The 15,012-nt window shown below is 59.0% G+C and carries 17 protein-coding genes; 11 read left to right on the top strand and 6 right to left on the bottom strand.

From position 1 onward, the window contains the following. Window positions 1-47: 47 nt before the first annotated feature. The 4 genes from HU739_RS02785 to HU739_RS02770 all read left to right on the top strand — a co-directional run bounded on the left by HU739_RS02785 (window position 48) and on the right by HU739_RS02770 (window position 4,254). Window positions 48-1,175: a mechanosensitive ion channel family protein gene (locus tag HU739_RS02785; protein ID WP_186546481.1), complete on the top strand. Its 1,128-nt coding sequence runs from the start codon at window positions 48-50 to the stop codon at window positions 1,173-1,175. A 96-nt stretch (window positions 1,176-1,271) separates the two neighbouring features. Next, complete coding sequence (locus HU739_RS02780) at window positions 1,272-2,813, top strand: class I SAM-dependent methyltransferase (protein WP_186546482.1); 1,542 nt, start codon at window positions 1,272-1,274, stop codon at window positions 2,811-2,813. A gap of 291 nt (window positions 2,814-3,104) precedes the next feature. Beyond that, entirely contained in the window at window positions 3,105-3,986 is an 882-nt protein-coding gene (locus HU739_RS02775; RefSeq protein ID WP_186546483.1) for a manganese catalase family protein, read from the top strand. A 52-nt stretch (window positions 3,987-4,038) separates the two neighbouring features. After that, window positions 4,039-4,254 carry a hypothetical protein gene (locus HU739_RS02770; protein WP_186546485.1) on the top strand — a complete coding sequence of 72 codons (216 nt, stop codon included), beginning with the start codon at window positions 4,039-4,041 and terminating at the stop codon, window positions 4,252-4,254. Window positions 4,255-4,297: 43 nt separating this feature from the next. Here the strand turns inward: HU739_RS02770 and HU739_RS02765 are convergent, their stop codons facing one another. Further along, a complete protein-coding gene (locus HU739_RS02765) occupies window positions 4,298-4,729 on the bottom strand; it encodes an HhH-GDP family DNA glycosylase (protein ID WP_186546487.1) in 432 nt (143 codons plus the stop codon). A 161-nt stretch (window positions 4,730-4,890) separates the two neighbouring features. On the opposite strand from HU739_RS02765, the gene HU739_RS02760 reads away from it, so the two are divergent. Beyond that, entirely contained in the window at window positions 4,891-6,486 is a 1,596-nt protein-coding gene (locus HU739_RS02760; RefSeq protein ID WP_186546489.1) for a sensor domain-containing diguanylate cyclase, read from the top strand. A 9-nt stretch (window positions 6,487-6,495) separates the two neighbouring features. Here HU739_RS02760 and HU739_RS02755 read toward each other — a convergent pair whose 3' ends face one another. Beyond that, a complete protein-coding gene (locus HU739_RS02755) occupies window positions 6,496-6,732 on the bottom strand; it encodes a hypothetical protein (protein ID WP_186546491.1) in 237 nt (78 codons plus the stop codon). A gap of 164 nt (window positions 6,733-6,896) precedes the next feature. On the opposite strand from HU739_RS02755, the gene tspO reads away from it, so the two are divergent. The 3 genes from tspO (at window position 6,897) to HU739_RS02740 (ending at window position 9,854) form a co-directional block, all read left to right on the top strand. Next, window positions 6,897-7,340, top strand: coding sequence for a tryptophan-rich sensory protein TspO (tspO, locus tag HU739_RS02750; RefSeq protein ID WP_186546492.1), 444 nt, complete (start codon window positions 6,897-6,899; stop codon window positions 7,338-7,340). Continuing rightward, the gene (locus HU739_RS02745; protein ID WP_186546494.1) at window positions 7,337-8,329 is read left to right on the top strand and encodes an alpha/beta hydrolase fold domain-containing protein; all 993 of its coding nucleotides are present in this window, start codon (window positions 7,337-7,339) and stop codon (window positions 8,327-8,329) included. The genes tspO and HU739_RS02745 overlap by 4 nt, the downstream gene beginning before the upstream one ends. 91 nt (window positions 8,330-8,420) lie before the next feature. Then, window positions 8,421-9,854 carry a catalase gene (locus HU739_RS02740; protein WP_186546497.1) on the top strand — a complete coding sequence of 478 codons (1,434 nt, stop codon included), beginning with the start codon at window positions 8,421-8,423 and terminating at the stop codon, window positions 9,852-9,854. A gap of 102 nt (window positions 9,855-9,956) precedes the next feature. On the opposite strand, the gene HU739_RS02735 is transcribed toward HU739_RS02740, so the two are convergent. Next, window positions 9,957-10,532 (bottom strand): TetR/AcrR family transcriptional regulator, encoded by a 576-nt coding sequence (locus tag HU739_RS02735; RefSeq protein WP_186546498.1) that lies wholly within the window; start codon window positions 10,530-10,532, stop codon window positions 9,957-9,959. A 140-nt stretch (window positions 10,533-10,672) separates the two neighbouring features. Here HU739_RS02735 and HU739_RS02730 point away from each other — a divergent pair, with 140 nt between their 5' ends. Beyond that, complete coding sequence (locus HU739_RS02730; protein ID WP_186546500.1) at window positions 10,673-11,374, top strand: glutathione S-transferase; 702 nt, start codon at window positions 10,673-10,675, stop codon at window positions 11,372-11,374. A gap of 39 nt (window positions 11,375-11,413) precedes the next feature. Here HU739_RS02730 and HU739_RS02725 read toward each other — a convergent pair whose 3' ends face one another. Further along, entirely contained in the window at window positions 11,414-12,424 is a 1,011-nt protein-coding gene (locus HU739_RS02725; protein WP_186546502.1) for a zinc-dependent alcohol dehydrogenase family protein, read from the bottom strand. A 150-nt stretch (window positions 12,425-12,574) separates the two neighbouring features. Here HU739_RS02725 and HU739_RS02720 point away from each other — a divergent pair, with 150 nt between their 5' ends. Further along, window positions 12,575-13,489, top strand: coding sequence for a LysR family transcriptional regulator (locus HU739_RS02720; protein ID WP_186546504.1), 915 nt, complete (start codon window positions 12,575-12,577; stop codon window positions 13,487-13,489). 28 nt (window positions 13,490-13,517) lie between these two features. On the opposite strand, the gene HU739_RS02715 is transcribed toward HU739_RS02720, so the two are convergent. Then, the gene (locus tag HU739_RS02715) at window positions 13,518-13,910 is read right to left on the bottom strand and encodes a carboxymuconolactone decarboxylase family protein (RefSeq protein WP_407681952.1); all 393 of its coding nucleotides are present in this window, start codon (window positions 13,908-13,910) and stop codon (window positions 13,518-13,520) included. 70 nt (window positions 13,911-13,980) lie between these two features. Further along, complete coding sequence (locus HU739_RS02710; protein WP_186546508.1) at window positions 13,981-14,367, bottom strand: MerR family transcriptional regulator; 387 nt, start codon at window positions 14,365-14,367, stop codon at window positions 13,981-13,983. A 284-nt stretch (window positions 14,368-14,651) separates the two neighbouring features. Here HU739_RS02710 and HU739_RS02705 point away from each other — a divergent pair, with 284 nt between their 5' ends. Next, window positions 14,652-14,984 (top strand): carboxymuconolactone decarboxylase family protein, encoded by a 333-nt coding sequence (locus HU739_RS02705; RefSeq protein ID WP_186546509.1) that lies wholly within the window; start codon window positions 14,652-14,654, stop codon window positions 14,982-14,984. Window positions 14,985-15,012 lie beyond the last annotated feature (28 nt).

Here is a 15,012-nt window from a genome sequence, read left to right as displayed (position 1 = left end):
GTGCGCTTCGGCGCTGGCGTCGTCGCAGGCTTCGCAAGGGGGTTTCAATGACTGAGGATTTCATAGGCTTTTTCACGGCACACATGATTTTAGGGATTTCGTTGGCTAACTGGCTTGTGGCGTTTTTCGCCGCGACGCTCAGTTACCTGCTGACCACGACGGCCATTCGTTTCGCTTTTCGCAAGGTCCAGGCCCGGGCCAGCGCCGGCAACGGTCATCTGACGTACATGGCCAGCGAAGTGTTGTCGGCGACCAGCACCACGTTGCTGTTGTTGGCGTCGATTCTGGTCGGGATCAGTTTGCTGGATTTGCCGGAGCGCTGGCTCGGGCGCGTTAGCAGTCTGTGGTTCGTGGTCGCGGCGTTGCAGGTCGGCCTTTGGACCAACCGCGCACTGGCGCTCGGGCTGCATCGTTATTTCTCGCGACATAGCGCGACCGGCACGTTTCAGGCGAGCGCCCTGGCGACCTTGAGTCTGTGGGGTGTCAGGGTGCTGTTGTGGGCGGTGGTGCTGCTGGCGATGCTGTCGAATCTGGGCGTCAACATTACCGCGTTTGTCGCCAGCCTCGGTGTCGGCGGTATCGCGGTGGCGCTGGCGGTGCAGAATATTTTGGGCGATGTGTTTGCCTCGCTGTCGATTGCCGTCGACAAGCCGTTTGAGGTGGGCGATTTCATCGTGGTCGGCACGCTGGCCGGTACGGTCGAGCACGTTGGCCTGAAGACCACGCGCATCCGCAGTCTGGGCGGCGAGCAGATCGTCATGGCCAACGCCGACATGATCGGCAGCACCATCCAGAACTACAAGCGCTTGCAGGAGCGCCGGATTGTGTTCGAATTTCGTCTGACTTACGAATGCACCAGCGAACAGATTCGGCAGCTCACGCAGCGGGTTGAAGCGATCATCAAGCAGGAAAAACAGGCTCGATTCGACCGCTGCCATTTCCGCAGTTTTGGTGAAAGCGCGCTGGAATTCGAAACCGTCTATATCGTTCTGGACGCCAGCTACAACGTTTATATGGACGTGCAGCAACGCATCAATCTGGCAATCATGGAAGCGGTGGCCGAGCTCGACGCGGCGTTTGCCTTCCCGGCGCGCACGGTGCATGTCGCCTCGTTGCCCGAGTCCGCCGCGCTGCCGGCACGTATACAGCAATCTTCGCGTGCGCAACATGCTTGAGCTGAAGAGTCCGCGAAACCGGTTTTTCTACTTGTCGCGCACAATCACAACCCCTTATAAGACTGCCATTACTTCCGATAACAAGAGGCTGTACCCATGAGCAACGCCTGGAACGAAGGTTATTTCACCGACGAAGGCTACACCTACAGCTATAGCCGGGAGATCAATCCGGTGTTCCTGCGTTACTGCCTGTTGTTGCGCGGTTTTGCCACGCTGGACAACACCGATGGCGTTCACTGCGAGCTGGGCTTTGGTCAGGGCGTGTCGGTCAACATCCACGCCACGGCCAATCCGGGTGGGTTTGTCGGCACGGATTTCCACCCGGGCATGGCCGCCCATGCCATCGACCTCGCGGCCGCTGCGAATAATGGCGCCCGTCTCTATGACGACAGCTTCGAGCAGCTATTGGCGCGTACCGATTTGCCACAGTTTGACAGCATCAGCCTGCACGGCATCTGGACCTGGGTCAGCCGCGACAACCAGAAACTGATTGTCGAATTCGCCCGCCGCCACCTCAAGCCGGGCGGCATGCTCTACGTCAGCTATAACTGCTTCCCGGGCTGGTCGCCCTCGGCGCCGCTGCGCAATCTGTTCAGCCTGCACGACCGGTTCGCCAACGCCTCGTCGCGCTCCGGTCAGCGCATCGACGCCGCGCTGCAATTTTCCGAAGCGATGCTGGCGGCCAATCCCAAATACGCCGCCGCGGCGCCGAGTCTCGGCGCGCGCTTGCAGAGCATCAAAGGTCAGGACCGTCACTACGTCGCCCACGAATATTTCAATCGCGACTGGAACTGCATGTATTTCGCCGACATGGTCGACGCGCTGGCTCCGGCCAAGCTCGATTACGCCACCACGGCCGTGCCGCTGGACTCAGTCGACCCGCTGAACCTGAGCGCCGAAGGCATGGATTTCCTGGAAACCATTGAACACCCGATCATGCGCGAACAGGCGCGTGACTATTTCGTCAATCAGCACTTCCGCCGCGATCTGTACGTGCGTGGCGCGACCCGGCTGTCCGCTGCCGAACGCCGCGCGAAGATGCTCCACACGCGTTTTGTGCTGCTGCAACCCTGGGAGACCGTAGCGGGTTCGGTCACCGGCCCTGCCGGCGAAGCGACGCTGCAACCAGAGATCTACGGCCCGGTACTCGATGCGCTGGCGGCACAGGCTTATACCGCCAAATCGATGCGCCAATTGCTCACCGAAGCGGCTCCGCTGACTTACGACGACCTCGAACAAGCACTCGCCGTACTGATCGGCATGGGCGCTGTGGCGCCGTGCCAGAGCGAGGCCGCCGAGGCGCAGGTCAGCGGACGCTGCGCCGCGCTCAATCTGCAACTGTGCAAACGCTCACTCTATGCCGCCAACATCCAGACGCTGGCCAGCCCGGTCACGGGCGGGGGCGTGACCGTGAGCCGCTTCCAGCAACTGTTTCTGATCTCGATCAAGCAAGGCAAACAGCAGCCGGCCGAGTGGGCGCAACTGGCGTGGAGTGTGATCAGCGAACAGGGTGAAGTACTCCTCAGCAACGGCCAGCCATTACTCACTGCGCAAGAAAATATCGCCGAACTGACCGCACAGGCGCAGGCGTTTGCCGAGCAATCGCTGGTGGTGCTCAAGGCGCTGAAAATCGCGTGATTGCCAGGTAACCGGCAACTTGATGTGGGAGCGAGCCTGCTCGCGAAAGCGCTGGATCAGGCGCTGAATCCGCTGACTGACGAACAGCATTCGCGAGCAAGCTCGCTCCCACAGTGGCTCTTGAGCAGAGCTGCGCCAATAGTCTTTTTTCTTGAACTTACAGCCCTCTGCCGTCCGTCCAGACCCACCCGCAATAAAGGAAATTTCTGCTTCGCCCGCACCTCACAAGCTATGCATGCGCTGACACCCGCAAGGGTTAATGCGCGATAGCCTGGTCTGAGGAAAATCTGCATGTTCATACATAACAAGCGACTTCAGTACACCGTACGCGTGGCCGAGCCCAACCCGGGCCTGGCGAATTTACTGCTTGAACAATTCGGCGGTGCCAATGGCGAATTGGCGGCAGCGGCCCGTTACTTCATACAAGCCCTGGCCGAGGAAGACCCGGGACGAAAAGATCTTCTGCTGGACATAGCCACCGAGGAGTTGAGTCACCTGGAAGTGGTCGGCTCGATCATCGTGATGCTCAACAAGGGTGCCAAAGGTCAGATCGCCGAGGGCGTTCAGGAAGAAGGCGAGCTTTACCGTGCGCTCAACGGAGCCGGTAACGACTCGCACATCACCAGTCTGCTTTACGGTGCCGGCGCACCGCTAATCAATTCTGCAGGCATGCCGTGGACAGCGGCGTACGTTGATTCAATCACTGAACCTACCGCCGACTTCCGTTCGAACATCGCAGCGGAAGCACGGGCAAAAATTCTCTACGAGCGTTTGATCAACATCACCGATGACCCGGGCGTGAAAGAGGCGCTGGGCTTTTTGATGACGCGCGAAATTGCGCATCAACAGTCGTTCGAGAAAGCGCTGCATGCGATCCAGCCCAACTTCCCGCAGGGCAAACTTGCCGGGATGCCTGAGTTCACTCACAAGTATTTCAACATGTCGGGCGAGCCAAACGTACGCGGGCCATGGAACAAGGGTGACGCTTGGGAGTATGTGGAAAATCCGGAGCCAGCGGTCGATGGCGGCGATGGGCTGGCGACTGTCAGTCTCCCTGCAGAAGACGCAGACGTCCTGGAAGCCATGAAGCTTCGCACGGCCTCTGATCCGCTTAGCGAGCCCGTTACCGGTGCCGACCTTGGGTCAGGTTATGTGCAAGGCAAAGATATTTGAATCCTGTCAGGCGGCCCCCTTTCGGGGTCGCCACCTGCTCGAGGTGATCAACATGAAAAACAGCAAAGTCTCGGCGCTGACTTCAGATTATTTTCAACACCTGATGGAGCAAGCGTCCGCCGGTTTTGAGCTTGACTGCAAACAGGCTTGTCGCGGACTGAGGGTCAGCATGGCGGTGAAAGTTTTCGGAATGGGCACTCTGTTGCCGAATAATTTTGCCGATGAGGACACCGTCAGCAAACCAACGGGAAGATTTGCTTCGATGTGAGCCTTGCGTCTGCGCCTGATAGAGATGAACCCTCACCGGACATTCAGAACAGCACGGAGGCTGCTTCTCTCATAAATATTTCAATGGTCTTTGGCCCTACCCCCTCAAACTCGGCCAGACGTTTTTCCAGCGCCCGACGGTCAGCGCTCGCAGCCACGATGTTGCTCACTTTGCCGGCATACTCGGTGTTGAGCTTGTTTGCCAACGCGAGCAATCGCGACGCCGTGCTCTCGTCGTAACGCACGTAATGCGCCTGACCCAGCATCGAGACCAAATGACGGTGCGTGCAGTGCGCAAGCTTTTGCGGCGTATCTTTCTGATGCTGCTCTACTATGACCTGATACGCCCTGGCGGCAATCGCGCCCTGAATTCTTTTACCCATCAGAAAACTGGCGAGCAGCCATTTGAAGAGGCCGGTTTCGCTGGCCCCCAGAAGGTCAATGTTCAAGTCACGTGCAGTGATGATTTCGCTCACAAGGTTTCCTTCAAGCAGACCCGATTACCCATGTTGACACGGCAAGACTACGAACGATCCGCCGGCGGATCCCCGCATGCCTCGAGCGATAAATTGAATCCCCAGTGGAAAACCGCGGTCATCATCTCAGGATGAAAGCGGACACGCATAAGGACCCTCATATGCTCGGTCGCACATCGCCCGAAAAGAAGGGGCATGACGCCGCAGAAACGGCCCCGATCAAAGCGGCAAGCGATATAGCCGCCTTTCGCCTCACGGTCATCTTCATGCTGACGGTCATTTTGGCCTTTCTGGGTGTGGAGGGATGGCGGACGTGGCGTGACTATCATGCGGCCTTCTCGTCGGCGCGCGATTCGGTCACGAACCTCGCGCGGGCCACAGCGCAGCATGCCGAGGACGCCATTCGCCAGGTGGACGTATTGACCGCCGCTTTAGGCGAGCGCGTAGAAGGCGATGGATTGCAAAACATCAATTCGCCCCGCATCCACAAGCTGCTGGTCCAGCAGGCCAAATTGATGCCGCAGTTGCATGGACTGTTTATTTACGGCCCGGACGGGCAATGGATAGTCACCGACAAGGAAATCATCCCGGATCCGGCAAACAACGCCGACCGCGATTACTTCCAGTATCACCGTACCCACACCGACCGAAATGTGCGTATTGGCGAGGTCGTCAAAAGCAAGTCCACCGACGACCTGATCATCCCGATCTCGCGCCGCTTGAATAACCCGGATGGCTCCTTCGCCGGCGTGTTGCTGGGGACCATCAAAGTCAGTTATTTCGTCGACTACTACGGTGATTTCAAGATCGACGACAAGGGCGCACTGGTTCTGGCGCTGCGCAGTGGAACAATCCTGGTACGCCGTCCCTTTATCGCCTCGGTCATCGGCCAGAGCCTCGCCGACAGTGAAGTTTTCAAGAATTACCTGCCCGTTGCCAATGAAGGCATCGCCGAAGTCAGAGCCATCGTCGACGGCACGGAGCGTTTGTATGGTTACAGAGCATTGACCACATACCCGTTGGTGGTTGAAACAGGGCTGTCGCGCGAATCCATCATTGCGCCCTGGCGCTGGGATCTGATCAAAACCGGGTTTGTGTTGTTGTCGGTGATTTCTGCGTTCAGCGTATTCGGACTGATCGTCCTGCGGCAGTTGCGCCAAAGAATGGTGATGGAAAAGGATTTGCGTCGTGCACACCAGGCCATGAAAGACATGGCATTGACCGACAGCCTCACCGGCCTGGCCAACCGGCGGCGTCTGGACACTGCTCTGGTTGACGAGATTCGTTTGGCCAGACGGCAAGGTTCGTCCATTTCGCTGATCATGATCGACGTTGATCACTTCAAGCTTTACAACGACACCTATGGGCATGCAGCGGGTGACGACTGTCTGAGCGCGGTGGGGATGGCGATCTCACAAGCGGTAAAGCGACCGGGTGATCTGGCGGTCAGGTATGGCGGGGAGGAGTTCTCCGTGTTGCTGCCCAATACCGATATTCGGGGCGCGGCGCTCGTTGCTCAGGAAATACTTGAGTCTATTCGCTCATTACGAATCGAACACACTGCCCATCCGCAAGGTCACGTCACGGCCAGCGCAGGTATCGCTGTTGGCAGGCCTGCCGAACATGACGTCACCCCCGCCAGCCTGATCGATTCCGCTGACAAGATGCTCTATGCCGCGAAGCAGAAAGGCAGGGATCGCTATTGCAGTGGCGGGGAGCGCAGCGGCCAATCCGTGACTGGCCAGCAATGCGATTGACAGTGAGAGTCAGTCCGTCCGAACAGCCACCTCAATATCCGTCAAACCGACCCGCTGAGCCTGCTCGAGAATCTGCTCCGGCGTCGAATCCGCCGTGGGCATGACCAGGCTGTTTTCCGCATCGCCCAAATGCAGTTCCAGCAGATGCATCGCTGCAGCGTGCGCGGGCAGTTGCGCATCGTTGAGTTCGAGCAGATAAGTACGGGGTTCGCCGTTGAATCGGTATTCGATGTGGTAGGTGTGCATGCTGGTATCCGCGTCAGTGAAAGTGGGCAGCTGATTATCCTGATGAGCCGGTCAGGTTTTAGTTCAAACAAACGGCGATTTTGCTTTTCCAGGCAAACTTTTTGCGCAGCGGGGCGTCCTCTTCTTAACTCTCCATTACAGCTGATCACAGCTAAGGACTGGCAATGACCTTTTTCGTTTTCCTTCTGGCCTGCGCGGCGGCGGCAACTACCGGTGTGATGTTCAAACCCGGCGCGTGGTACGAATCGCTGAACAAACCCTCCTTCACCCCGCCCAACTGGGCATTTCCCGTGGCCTGGACAATTATCTACCTGTTGCTGGCCTGGGCCGGTTATCGCTTGAGCTTGATACCCGGCAGTCAAACCGTGCTGGCCTTGTGGGCAGCGCAGATTGCGCTGAACACGTTGTGGACGCCGGTGTTTTTCGGCGCGCATCAAGTGCTGGCGGCGTTGATGATTCTGCTGGTGCTGTGGCTGGTGGTCGCGGCGATGGTGGTGTTGGCGCTGCAACTGGACGTGGTCACCGGGCTGATTCTGTTTCCTTATCTGGCGTGGCTGTGCGTCGCAGCGGCGCTGAACTTCTCGATCCTGATGAAGAATCGCACATGAGCGATTTCCCCTGGCCACACGGCGCGCGCGAATTGGCGCAAGTGCGCGCCTTCAATAAAAAACTCGCCTGGCTGCCGCGCTTCAAGATCCGCAATCGCCTCACGCCACGGTTGATTCAGGCGTTGCTGCGGGTGAGTCAGGTCGGCCGCGCAGGCCAGTTGCGTCAGCATGGACTGACGGCTGAACGCAGGACGTTTGATTCAGTCCCCGTGCGGATTATTCGCCCCAAGGGCCAGGCTAAAGGCGTGGTCGTGGATTTTCATGGCGGCGGCTGGGTGATCGGCAATGCGCAGATGAATGACAACTTCAACATCGCCATCGTCAATGCCTGCGACGTCGTGGTGGTATCAGTGGACTATCGGCTGGCCGTGTCGACGCCGATCGAAGGATTGCTGGAAGACTGTCTGCGCGCCACTCGCGGGATTTTGAGCGACGACGAATTGAGCGGATTGCCCGTCGTTGTCGTCGGCGAATCGGCGGGCGCACACTTGGCCGCAGCCACCCTGCTCGCCCTGAAAGCTTCGCCACCGCTGCTGCGACGAATCAGCGGCGCGCTGTTGTATTACGGCGTCTACGACCTGACCGGAACGCCCAGCGTGTGCACGGCGCCAGCGGACACGCTGGTGCTCGACGGCCCCGGGATGGTCGCGGCGTTGCGCCTGCTCACCCCGGACATGACGGACGAGCAGCGACGCCAGCCACCATTATCGCCGCTGTATGGCGACTTCAGCGGTCTGCCGCCAGCGCTGCTGTTTGCCGGCGAACTCGATCCGCTGCGTGATGACACCGTGCTGACTGCCGAGCGCTGGCGTCAGTCGGCGCCGGTCGAATTGCAGATGCTGCCGGAGTGTCCGCACGGGTTTATCCATTTCCCGACCGCCACTGCACAGCACGTGCTGGCTTATAGCCGGGAGTGGATTTCGGCTCGCCTCACGACTGCCTCACAGCCTGCCTATACCTTCGCATTGCCCAGTGACACCATCGTGTAATAGCTCGCCGGCGTGGCATTTGCTCTGATTGCGCGTCCTTCTCAGACACAGACGCATCAGTCATAACACCGAAAAATGCCGGGAGTCGCCCATGAACAAGTTAACGACCGCCGCTGGCGCGCCAGTGGTCGACAACAACAATACGCAAACTGCCGGCCCAGGCGGCCCGGCACTGCTGCAAGATGTCTGGCTGCTGGAAAAGCTTGCGCATTTCGATCGGGAGGTTATTCCAGAGCGGCGCATGCATGCCAAGGGCTCAGGCGCTTTTGGCACGTTTACCGTCACCCACGATATCAGCCGTTACACCAAGGCCAAGGTGTTTTCCGGCGTGGGTAAACGCACCGACATTTTTGTACGCTTCTCGACCGTCGCCGGCGAGCGTGGCGCCGCTGATGCCGAGCGCGACATTCGCGGCTTTGCCATCAAGTTCTATACCGAGCAAGGCAATTGGGATCTGGTGGGCAACAACACTCCGGTATTCTTCTTGCGCGACCCGTTGAAGTTTCCTGACCTCAATCACGCGGTCAAACGCGACCCTCGCACCAACCTGCGCAGCGCCAGGAACAACTGGGATTTCTGGACGCTACTGCCCGAGGCGCTGCATCAAGTCACGATCGTCATGAGTGATCGTGGCCTGCCGCAGTCCTACCGCCACATGCACGGGTTCGGCAGCCACACCTACAGCTTCATTTCCCCGGTCAACGAACGCTTCTGGGTCAAGTTCACCTGGAAGACTCAGCAGGGAATCGCGAACCTGACCGATCAACAAGCCGCGACCCTCGTGGGCACTGATCGCGAAAGCGCCCAGCGGGACTTGTACACCAGCATCGAGCAAGGCCAGTTTCCACAATGGAAGCTATTTATACAGGTCATGCCGGAGGCCGATGCTGCCACCTATCCAATCAATCCATTCGATTTGACCAAAGTCTGGCCGCACCAGGATTACCCGTTGCTCGAAGTCGGCCTGCTTGAACTCAACCGCAACCCGGACAATTACTTTGCCGATGTTGAACAGGCGGCGTTCAACCCGGCCAACGTCGTGCCCGGCATCAGTTTTTCGCCGGATAAAATGCTCCAGGCGCGTTTGTTTTCCTACGGTGATGCACAGCGCTATCGCGTCGGCGTCAATCACCACCAGATTGCGGTGAATGCGCCCCGCTGCCCGGTCAACAGTTTTCACCGCGACGGCCAGATGCGCACCGACGCCAACGCTGCCAGTACCCTCGGCTATGAGCCCAACAGCTATGGCGAATGGGTCGAGCAACCTGACTTTCGCGAGCCACCGCTGGCCCTGCACGGCAGCGCCGGGCATTGGAACCATCGCGAAGACACCGACTACTTTTCGCAACCGGGGGCACTGTTCCGCCTGATGAGTTCCGAGCAGCAAAACGCGCTATTCGACAACACCGCACGTGCGATCAAGGGCGCGTCGGCGCAGTCGATACAGCGCCATATCGAACACTGTACGCAGGCCGATTCGGCCTATGGCGCCGGTGTTGCCCTGGCAATTGAACGCTTGAGTTGAGCCCCCGCGTTAAGCGCAAGCAAAGCGAGAGGCGCGGCGCGGGGCCAGATTCCGAGGCCGCGGCTTTGATGGCTGACAGCGCTGATCAGGCTTGCGGGTCTGTCATGCAGACAGGTCCATTGAAATCAGCCCCGCCGCCGCATAGCTGCCGATCAATTCATCGAACAGCGCAATATCGCCTCGGCTCCGGGCGACCAACTGCGCGCCGGCCACCGCGGCGTAAATCGCCCGGGCGCGCGCCTTGCAGCGTTCTTCACTGGCCGACCCGGCCGCGGCCAGCACCTGCGTCAGCCATTCGATGTTGATTTCTGCGAACTTTTTCACCTGGTCTTTGACAGGCTCCGGCAGATCTTCGTACTCGGCGGCCATGAAGCTGACGAGGCACAGCCGATTACCGTTCTCCAGCGAGGTGCGAAAGATTGACGGGTACATCGTCAGGCAGCGTTGCGGCTCGGGATTGGCCTCTCGAATGTCGTGCAAAACCTTGGCCGCGTCCTGCCAGTAACGTTCGGCAACCGCCGCGCCGAGGTCGGCTTTGCTGCGAAAATGGTAGTAGATGCTGGCGTTCTTGATACCGACCACTGCGCCGATACTGCGAAAGTTGATGCCGTTGTAACCGTGAGTCTGCGCCGCTGTTTTCGCGGCATCGAGAATCGCTTCCCGAGCGTTCTGGCTCATGTCTTTGTCCTTGGTGATCCTCAATCAATGGGCGAAGTGTACCTTGCAAACGCAAACCTGCCAATTGACAGGCAGGGGCTTGACACGATGCGAATCCGGTCGCAATCTTCGCCTACCAAATGACAGGCAGGTGAACCGAAATGACCGCTACTGCTTCGCAAAACAGTGTTCAATCCACTTCGATGTTGAAAATCTACGATTGGTACAACGGCCCCTACCCGGCCCGCGTGCGGATCGCTCTGGCAGAAAAATCGCTGTTGCCGCGCACCGAATTCGTTTCGGTGAATCTGTGGCGGGGTGAGCACAAAAAGCCGGAATTCTTGCGCTTGAATTACTCCGGTACGCTGCCAGTGCTGGAGCTGCAGGACGGCACGCTGATTGCCGAATGCACCGCCATCACCCAATACCTGGACGCACTCGATGGCAGCCCGACCCTCACTGGCCGCACGCCCGTGGAGAAGGGTCTGATCCAGATGATGACCAAGCGTGCGGAAATTGAGTTTCTTGATGCAGTGAGTGTGTATTTCCATCACGCAACGCCAGGGCTCGGCCCAGAGGTCGAGCTGTACCAGAACGCCGAATGGGGTAATCGCATGCGCGACAAGGCTGTGCGGGGCATGCGCTATTTCGACGAGGTGTTGCGACGCCAGCCCTTCGTGGCCGGCGACAGCTTCTCGATGGCGGACATTGCCGTGTTGGGCGGGATGATTTTTTCGGCGTTGGTGGAATTACCCGTGCCTGAAGAATGCTCGGCCCTGCGCGAGTGGCATGCGCGCATGCAAGAGCGGCCGAGTGTGCAGCAATGGCGGGCGATGGTAGAGCGCGGCGAGCCGCAAAACTGAGAAACAAGAAAGGCGCCTTCATCGGCGCCTTTTTCGTGGTTAGCCCACCTTGATCACAATCTTGCCAAACGCGCCTTTGGCCAGATGCTCATAGGCTTCCCGAGCCTGCTCGAACGGATAGACCCGATCAATAACAGGACTGATGTTGTGTTCGGCAAGGAAGCGGTTCATCCGGTCGAACGAGGAGCGCGGCGCGACGGCGATGCCGCGTATCGTGGTCTGGCGGAAGATCAGCGGCATCAGGTTGAGCTCAACCGTCTGCCCGGTCAGAAAACCGATCTGCGCGATGCGTCCGGACGCTTTGGTCGCCGCCACGGACTGATTGATGCCGTTGCCCCCGGCCACATCGAGCAGCAGATCCACACCCTTGCCCTCAGTGAGTTTCAGCACCTCGTCCGCCCAGTTTGGCGTGGTCCTGTAGTTAATCCCGGCGACCGCCCCCAACTGTTTTACGGCGCGCAGATTGTCATCGCTGCTCGACGTTGCGATGACTTTTGCCCCCAGCGCCGTAGCGATCTGCACGGCAAAAATCGATACGCCGCCGGTGCCCTGAACCAGCACGGTCTGGCCCGGTTGCACCGCGCCGAAATCGACCAGCGAGTACCACGCGGTGAGCGCGGCGATCGGCAGCGTGGCCGCCTCTTCATCGCTCATGTTGGCCGGCGCGCCGACGGCGCTGTCCTCATGAATGATCATGTACTCGGCCAGGCCGCCGGGCAGTGGCGAGCCGAAGCAGTAATCCGGCTCGTTCGGCCCCGGCTCGCCATCCAGCCAGCGCGAGTACAAATGCGAATTGACGCGATCGCCGATCTTGAAACGGCTGACGCCCTCGCCGATCGCAACCACCGTGCCGGCAGCGTCGCTCACCGGAATCAGCGGTTTGGGAACCATGTGCGGTTCATAAATGCCATCGACGATGGCCTTGTCGCGAAAATTCAGCGAGACAGCGCCCACCTTCACCAGCAACTCGCCAGCCTTGGGCTGCGGGGTCGCTGCTTCTCCCAGTTGCAGATTGTCGAGTCCGAAATCTTTCAGTAACCACGCTTTCATGGCGAATCTCCAAATGCACGTCAATGGCCGCAAACCACAGCGGGTTTGCCTTGAGGCACATGGTTCGCTTTTGCAGGCTGGCAATAAATGCCGAGAAAAAGACAGGATTGTTCTATCCTGAGGCAACAAACCTGCACACCGGATCACCTCATGGAATTACTCCAGTCAATGCGCCTGTTCGCCAGGCTGGCTGAGCTGGGCAGCTTTACCAAAGCCGCCGAGTCGCTGGACATCGGCCGCCCGCAAGTCACCCGCTACATCAAGGAGCTGGAAACGTCTCTGGGCGTGCGGCTATTTCAGCGCACCACGAGGAAAGTCGCCCTCACCGCTGAAGGCGAACAGTTCTACCAACGGGTACAAGAGATTCTCGCGGACATCACGGCGGCGACGTCCATGTTCGATCGCACCGGGGCAACGCTGACGGGGCGTCTTCGCATCGATATCCCCACGGCGTTCGCCCAGATGGATTTCATCAGTAGCCTGCGAACATTTACCGACAGCTACCCGGGCGTCAGCCTGGTGTTAGGCGTGACAGACCGGACGGTTGATCTGGTCGGCGAAGGCGTCGACTGTGCGCTGCGCATCGGTGAGCTACCGGACTCGACCCTGATCGCCCGCCCGATCGCCATGGCCACCATGGTGACCTGCGCAGCGCCCGAATATCTGCGCGAGCACGGCACGCCAGAGACCCTCGATGATCTCGCCAGCCATCGCGGTGTTAATTTTCTGTCTGGCCAAAGCAACCGCACATTGCCCTGGCAGTTCTCGGTTGAGGGCCGGCAACGAACATTCGTCAGTCACACTGCAATCACTGTCACCGAGTCGAACGCCTACGTTCAGTGCGGCGTGTCGGGCTTTGGCATTATCCAGGCCCCGGGTATCGCAGTTGCCGAGCATCTGGCCAGCGGCGCCCTGGTGGAAATTCTCCAGGCCTTGCGGCCGGCACCGCGCCCGGTATCGCTGCTGTACCCCAGCCGCGCTCACTTGCCTGCGCAGGTGCAAGTGTTTATCGAATGGCTGCAGGTGCGATTTGCGCAGTTATACGCCGCGTGGGTGGTGGTTTAGATCAGGCTTTGCACCATGACCTGCACGCTTACGGCTTGACGCTGATCCCTCGAGCCGCGAAGACCTCACGGGCAGCGGCGATGCCGTTCAAGGCGCTGGGAAATCCCGCATAGACCGTCATTTGCAAGATCACATCAATCACTGCCTCGGGTTTGCACCCGACATTGAGCGCGCCGCCAATATGCACTTTCAGTTGTGGCTGTGCATTGCCCAGCGCGGTCAATGCCGCGACGGTCGCCAGCTCGCGAGTGCAGTAGTCGAGTCCGGGACGGGCGAACACATCGCCATAGGCAAAGCTCAGTATCCAGTCGGCCAGCTCGGGCGCTGTGTCCTTCAACGAGTCCACCACGGCCTGACCGGGTCCGCCGGTAATCTGCATCAACGCGGCCTCTCCGCGCGCTCGACGATCAGTTGTCTCGATGGGCGCCGCGACGCTGGTAACGCTTGCGCCAATCAGAGTGGCGGACAGAAATTGGAGGAAACGCGGAAGCTTACGGATCATGGTGGTGCCCCTTTTGCTCGAGTTGGTGGTAGATCTGAATCTTGTTATCCAAAACGTCGAGGGACTGGCTCAACTCGCGGATCTGCGCTTCGACGTCCTGGCGATGCCGTTCCAGCAGCGCTCGTCGTTGTGCCAGGGTCGCGTCGCCCAACCGGCGCAGCTCGGCGTAACAGAGCATTTGCTGGATCGGCATTCCCGTGGCTTTCAGCCGCAGCAGAAACTCGGCCCAAAGCACGTCCTTCTCGGCATAGACCCTATGGCCATTCCCTGCGCGAACAACCGCGTCGAACAGCCCGATCCGTTCGTAGTACCTGATCGTGTGCGGGCTTAAATCAAGGCGCCTGGACAATTGTGAAATGGTCAGATTTGGATTCATGGGGATCACCGTAAATGTTTGAGTGCACTCTAAGTCAAGCGAATGTGTAGAGGCTGATAACCCTTTTTCGGGTCCCCCTCTTTCGGTAGCCACGGTCACCAGTATGCGCCTGCAGCCTGGCATTAACGCGCCAAAGCAACTCGTCCAGCACAATCCGGATCGCCATCAGACAGCTTTGAAAAATCTCACTGATAGTTAATATCGACAAAACAACATTGAACGCCTACCAACTGGATGGTAGCGTTGTTTCCTGTTTTGACCCTAACCGCTACAGTGAGAACCTTATGCAAGACTGGAAACAAACCCGCAAAGATATCAATGCTCGCCTCATGGAACTTAACGGCTTGTCCCCTGACACCCTGAAAGGCATGGCCGCTCTGGGTGCCGCCGGTGTCAAGACCAACCATCTGGATGCGAAGACGCGCGAACTGATTTCCCTGGCGGTCGCAGTCACCACCCGCTGCGATGGCTGCATCGCCTTTCATGCCGCCGAAGCCAGGAAGATCGGCGTCACCAGCGAGGAAGTGGCTGAAGCCTTGGGCGTGGCGATCAACATGAATGCCGGAGCCGCACTGGTGTACAGCACCCATGTGCTGGACGCGTTCGATAAATCGTAAATCTGCTCCCCCTCCTCCAGTTCGAGAT

Origin of the sequence: Pseudomonas hamedanensis (assembly GCF_014268595.2) — a bacterium.
Classification (GTDB): domain Bacteria; phylum Pseudomonadota; class Gammaproteobacteria; order Pseudomonadales; family Pseudomonadaceae; genus Aquipseudomonas; species Aquipseudomonas hamedanensis.
The sequence above is the reverse complement of the archived record's forward strand: the minus strand, read 5'-3'. Positions and strand labels throughout refer to the sequence as shown.

Coding starts and splice junctions, on each gene's coding strand:
- HU739_RS02760 (WP_186546489.1), top strand. CDS start 4,891: ATGCTCGGTCGCACATCGCCCGAAAAGAAGGGGCATGACGCCGCAGAA.
- HU739_RS02735 (WP_186546498.1), bottom strand. CDS start 10,532: ATGAGCCAGAACGCTCGGGAAGCGATTCTCGATGCCGCGAAAACAGCG.
- tspO (WP_186546492.1), top strand. CDS start 6,897: ATGACCTTTTTCGTTTTCCTTCTGGCCTGCGCGGCGGCGGCAACTACC.
- HU739_RS02725 (WP_186546502.1), bottom strand. CDS start 12,424: ATGAAAGCGTGGTTACTGAAAGATTTCGGACTCGACAATCTGCAACTG.
- HU739_RS02710 (WP_186546508.1), bottom strand. CDS start 14,367: ATGAATCCAAATCTGACCATTTCACAATTGTCCAGGCGCCTTGATTTA.
- HU739_RS02740 (WP_186546497.1), top strand. CDS start 8,421: ATGAACAAGTTAACGACCGCCGCTGGCGCGCCAGTGGTCGACAACAAC.
- HU739_RS02780 (WP_186546482.1), top strand. CDS start 1,272: ATGAGCAACGCCTGGAACGAAGGTTATTTCACCGACGAAGGCTACACC.
- HU739_RS02785 (WP_186546481.1), top strand. CDS start 48: ATGACTGAGGATTTCATAGGCTTTTTCACGGCACACATGATTTTAGGG.
- HU739_RS02755 (WP_186546491.1), bottom strand. CDS start 6,732: ATGCACACCTACCACATCGAATACCGATTCAACGGCGAACCCCGTACT.
- HU739_RS02770 (WP_186546485.1), top strand. CDS start 4,039: ATGAAAAACAGCAAAGTCTCGGCGCTGACTTCAGATTATTTTCAACAC.
- HU739_RS02775 (WP_186546483.1), top strand. CDS start 3,105: ATGTTCATACATAACAAGCGACTTCAGTACACCGTACGCGTGGCCGAG.
- HU739_RS02745 (WP_186546494.1), top strand. CDS start 7,337: ATGAGCGATTTCCCCTGGCCACACGGCGCGCGCGAATTGGCGCAAGTG.
- HU739_RS02720 (WP_186546504.1), top strand. CDS start 12,575: ATGGAATTACTCCAGTCAATGCGCCTGTTCGCCAGGCTGGCTGAGCTG.
- HU739_RS02705 (WP_186546509.1), top strand. CDS start 14,652: ATGCAAGACTGGAAACAAACCCGCAAAGATATCAATGCTCGCCTCATG.
- HU739_RS02730 (WP_186546500.1), top strand. CDS start 10,673: ATGACCGCTACTGCTTCGCAAAACAGTGTTCAATCCACTTCGATGTTG.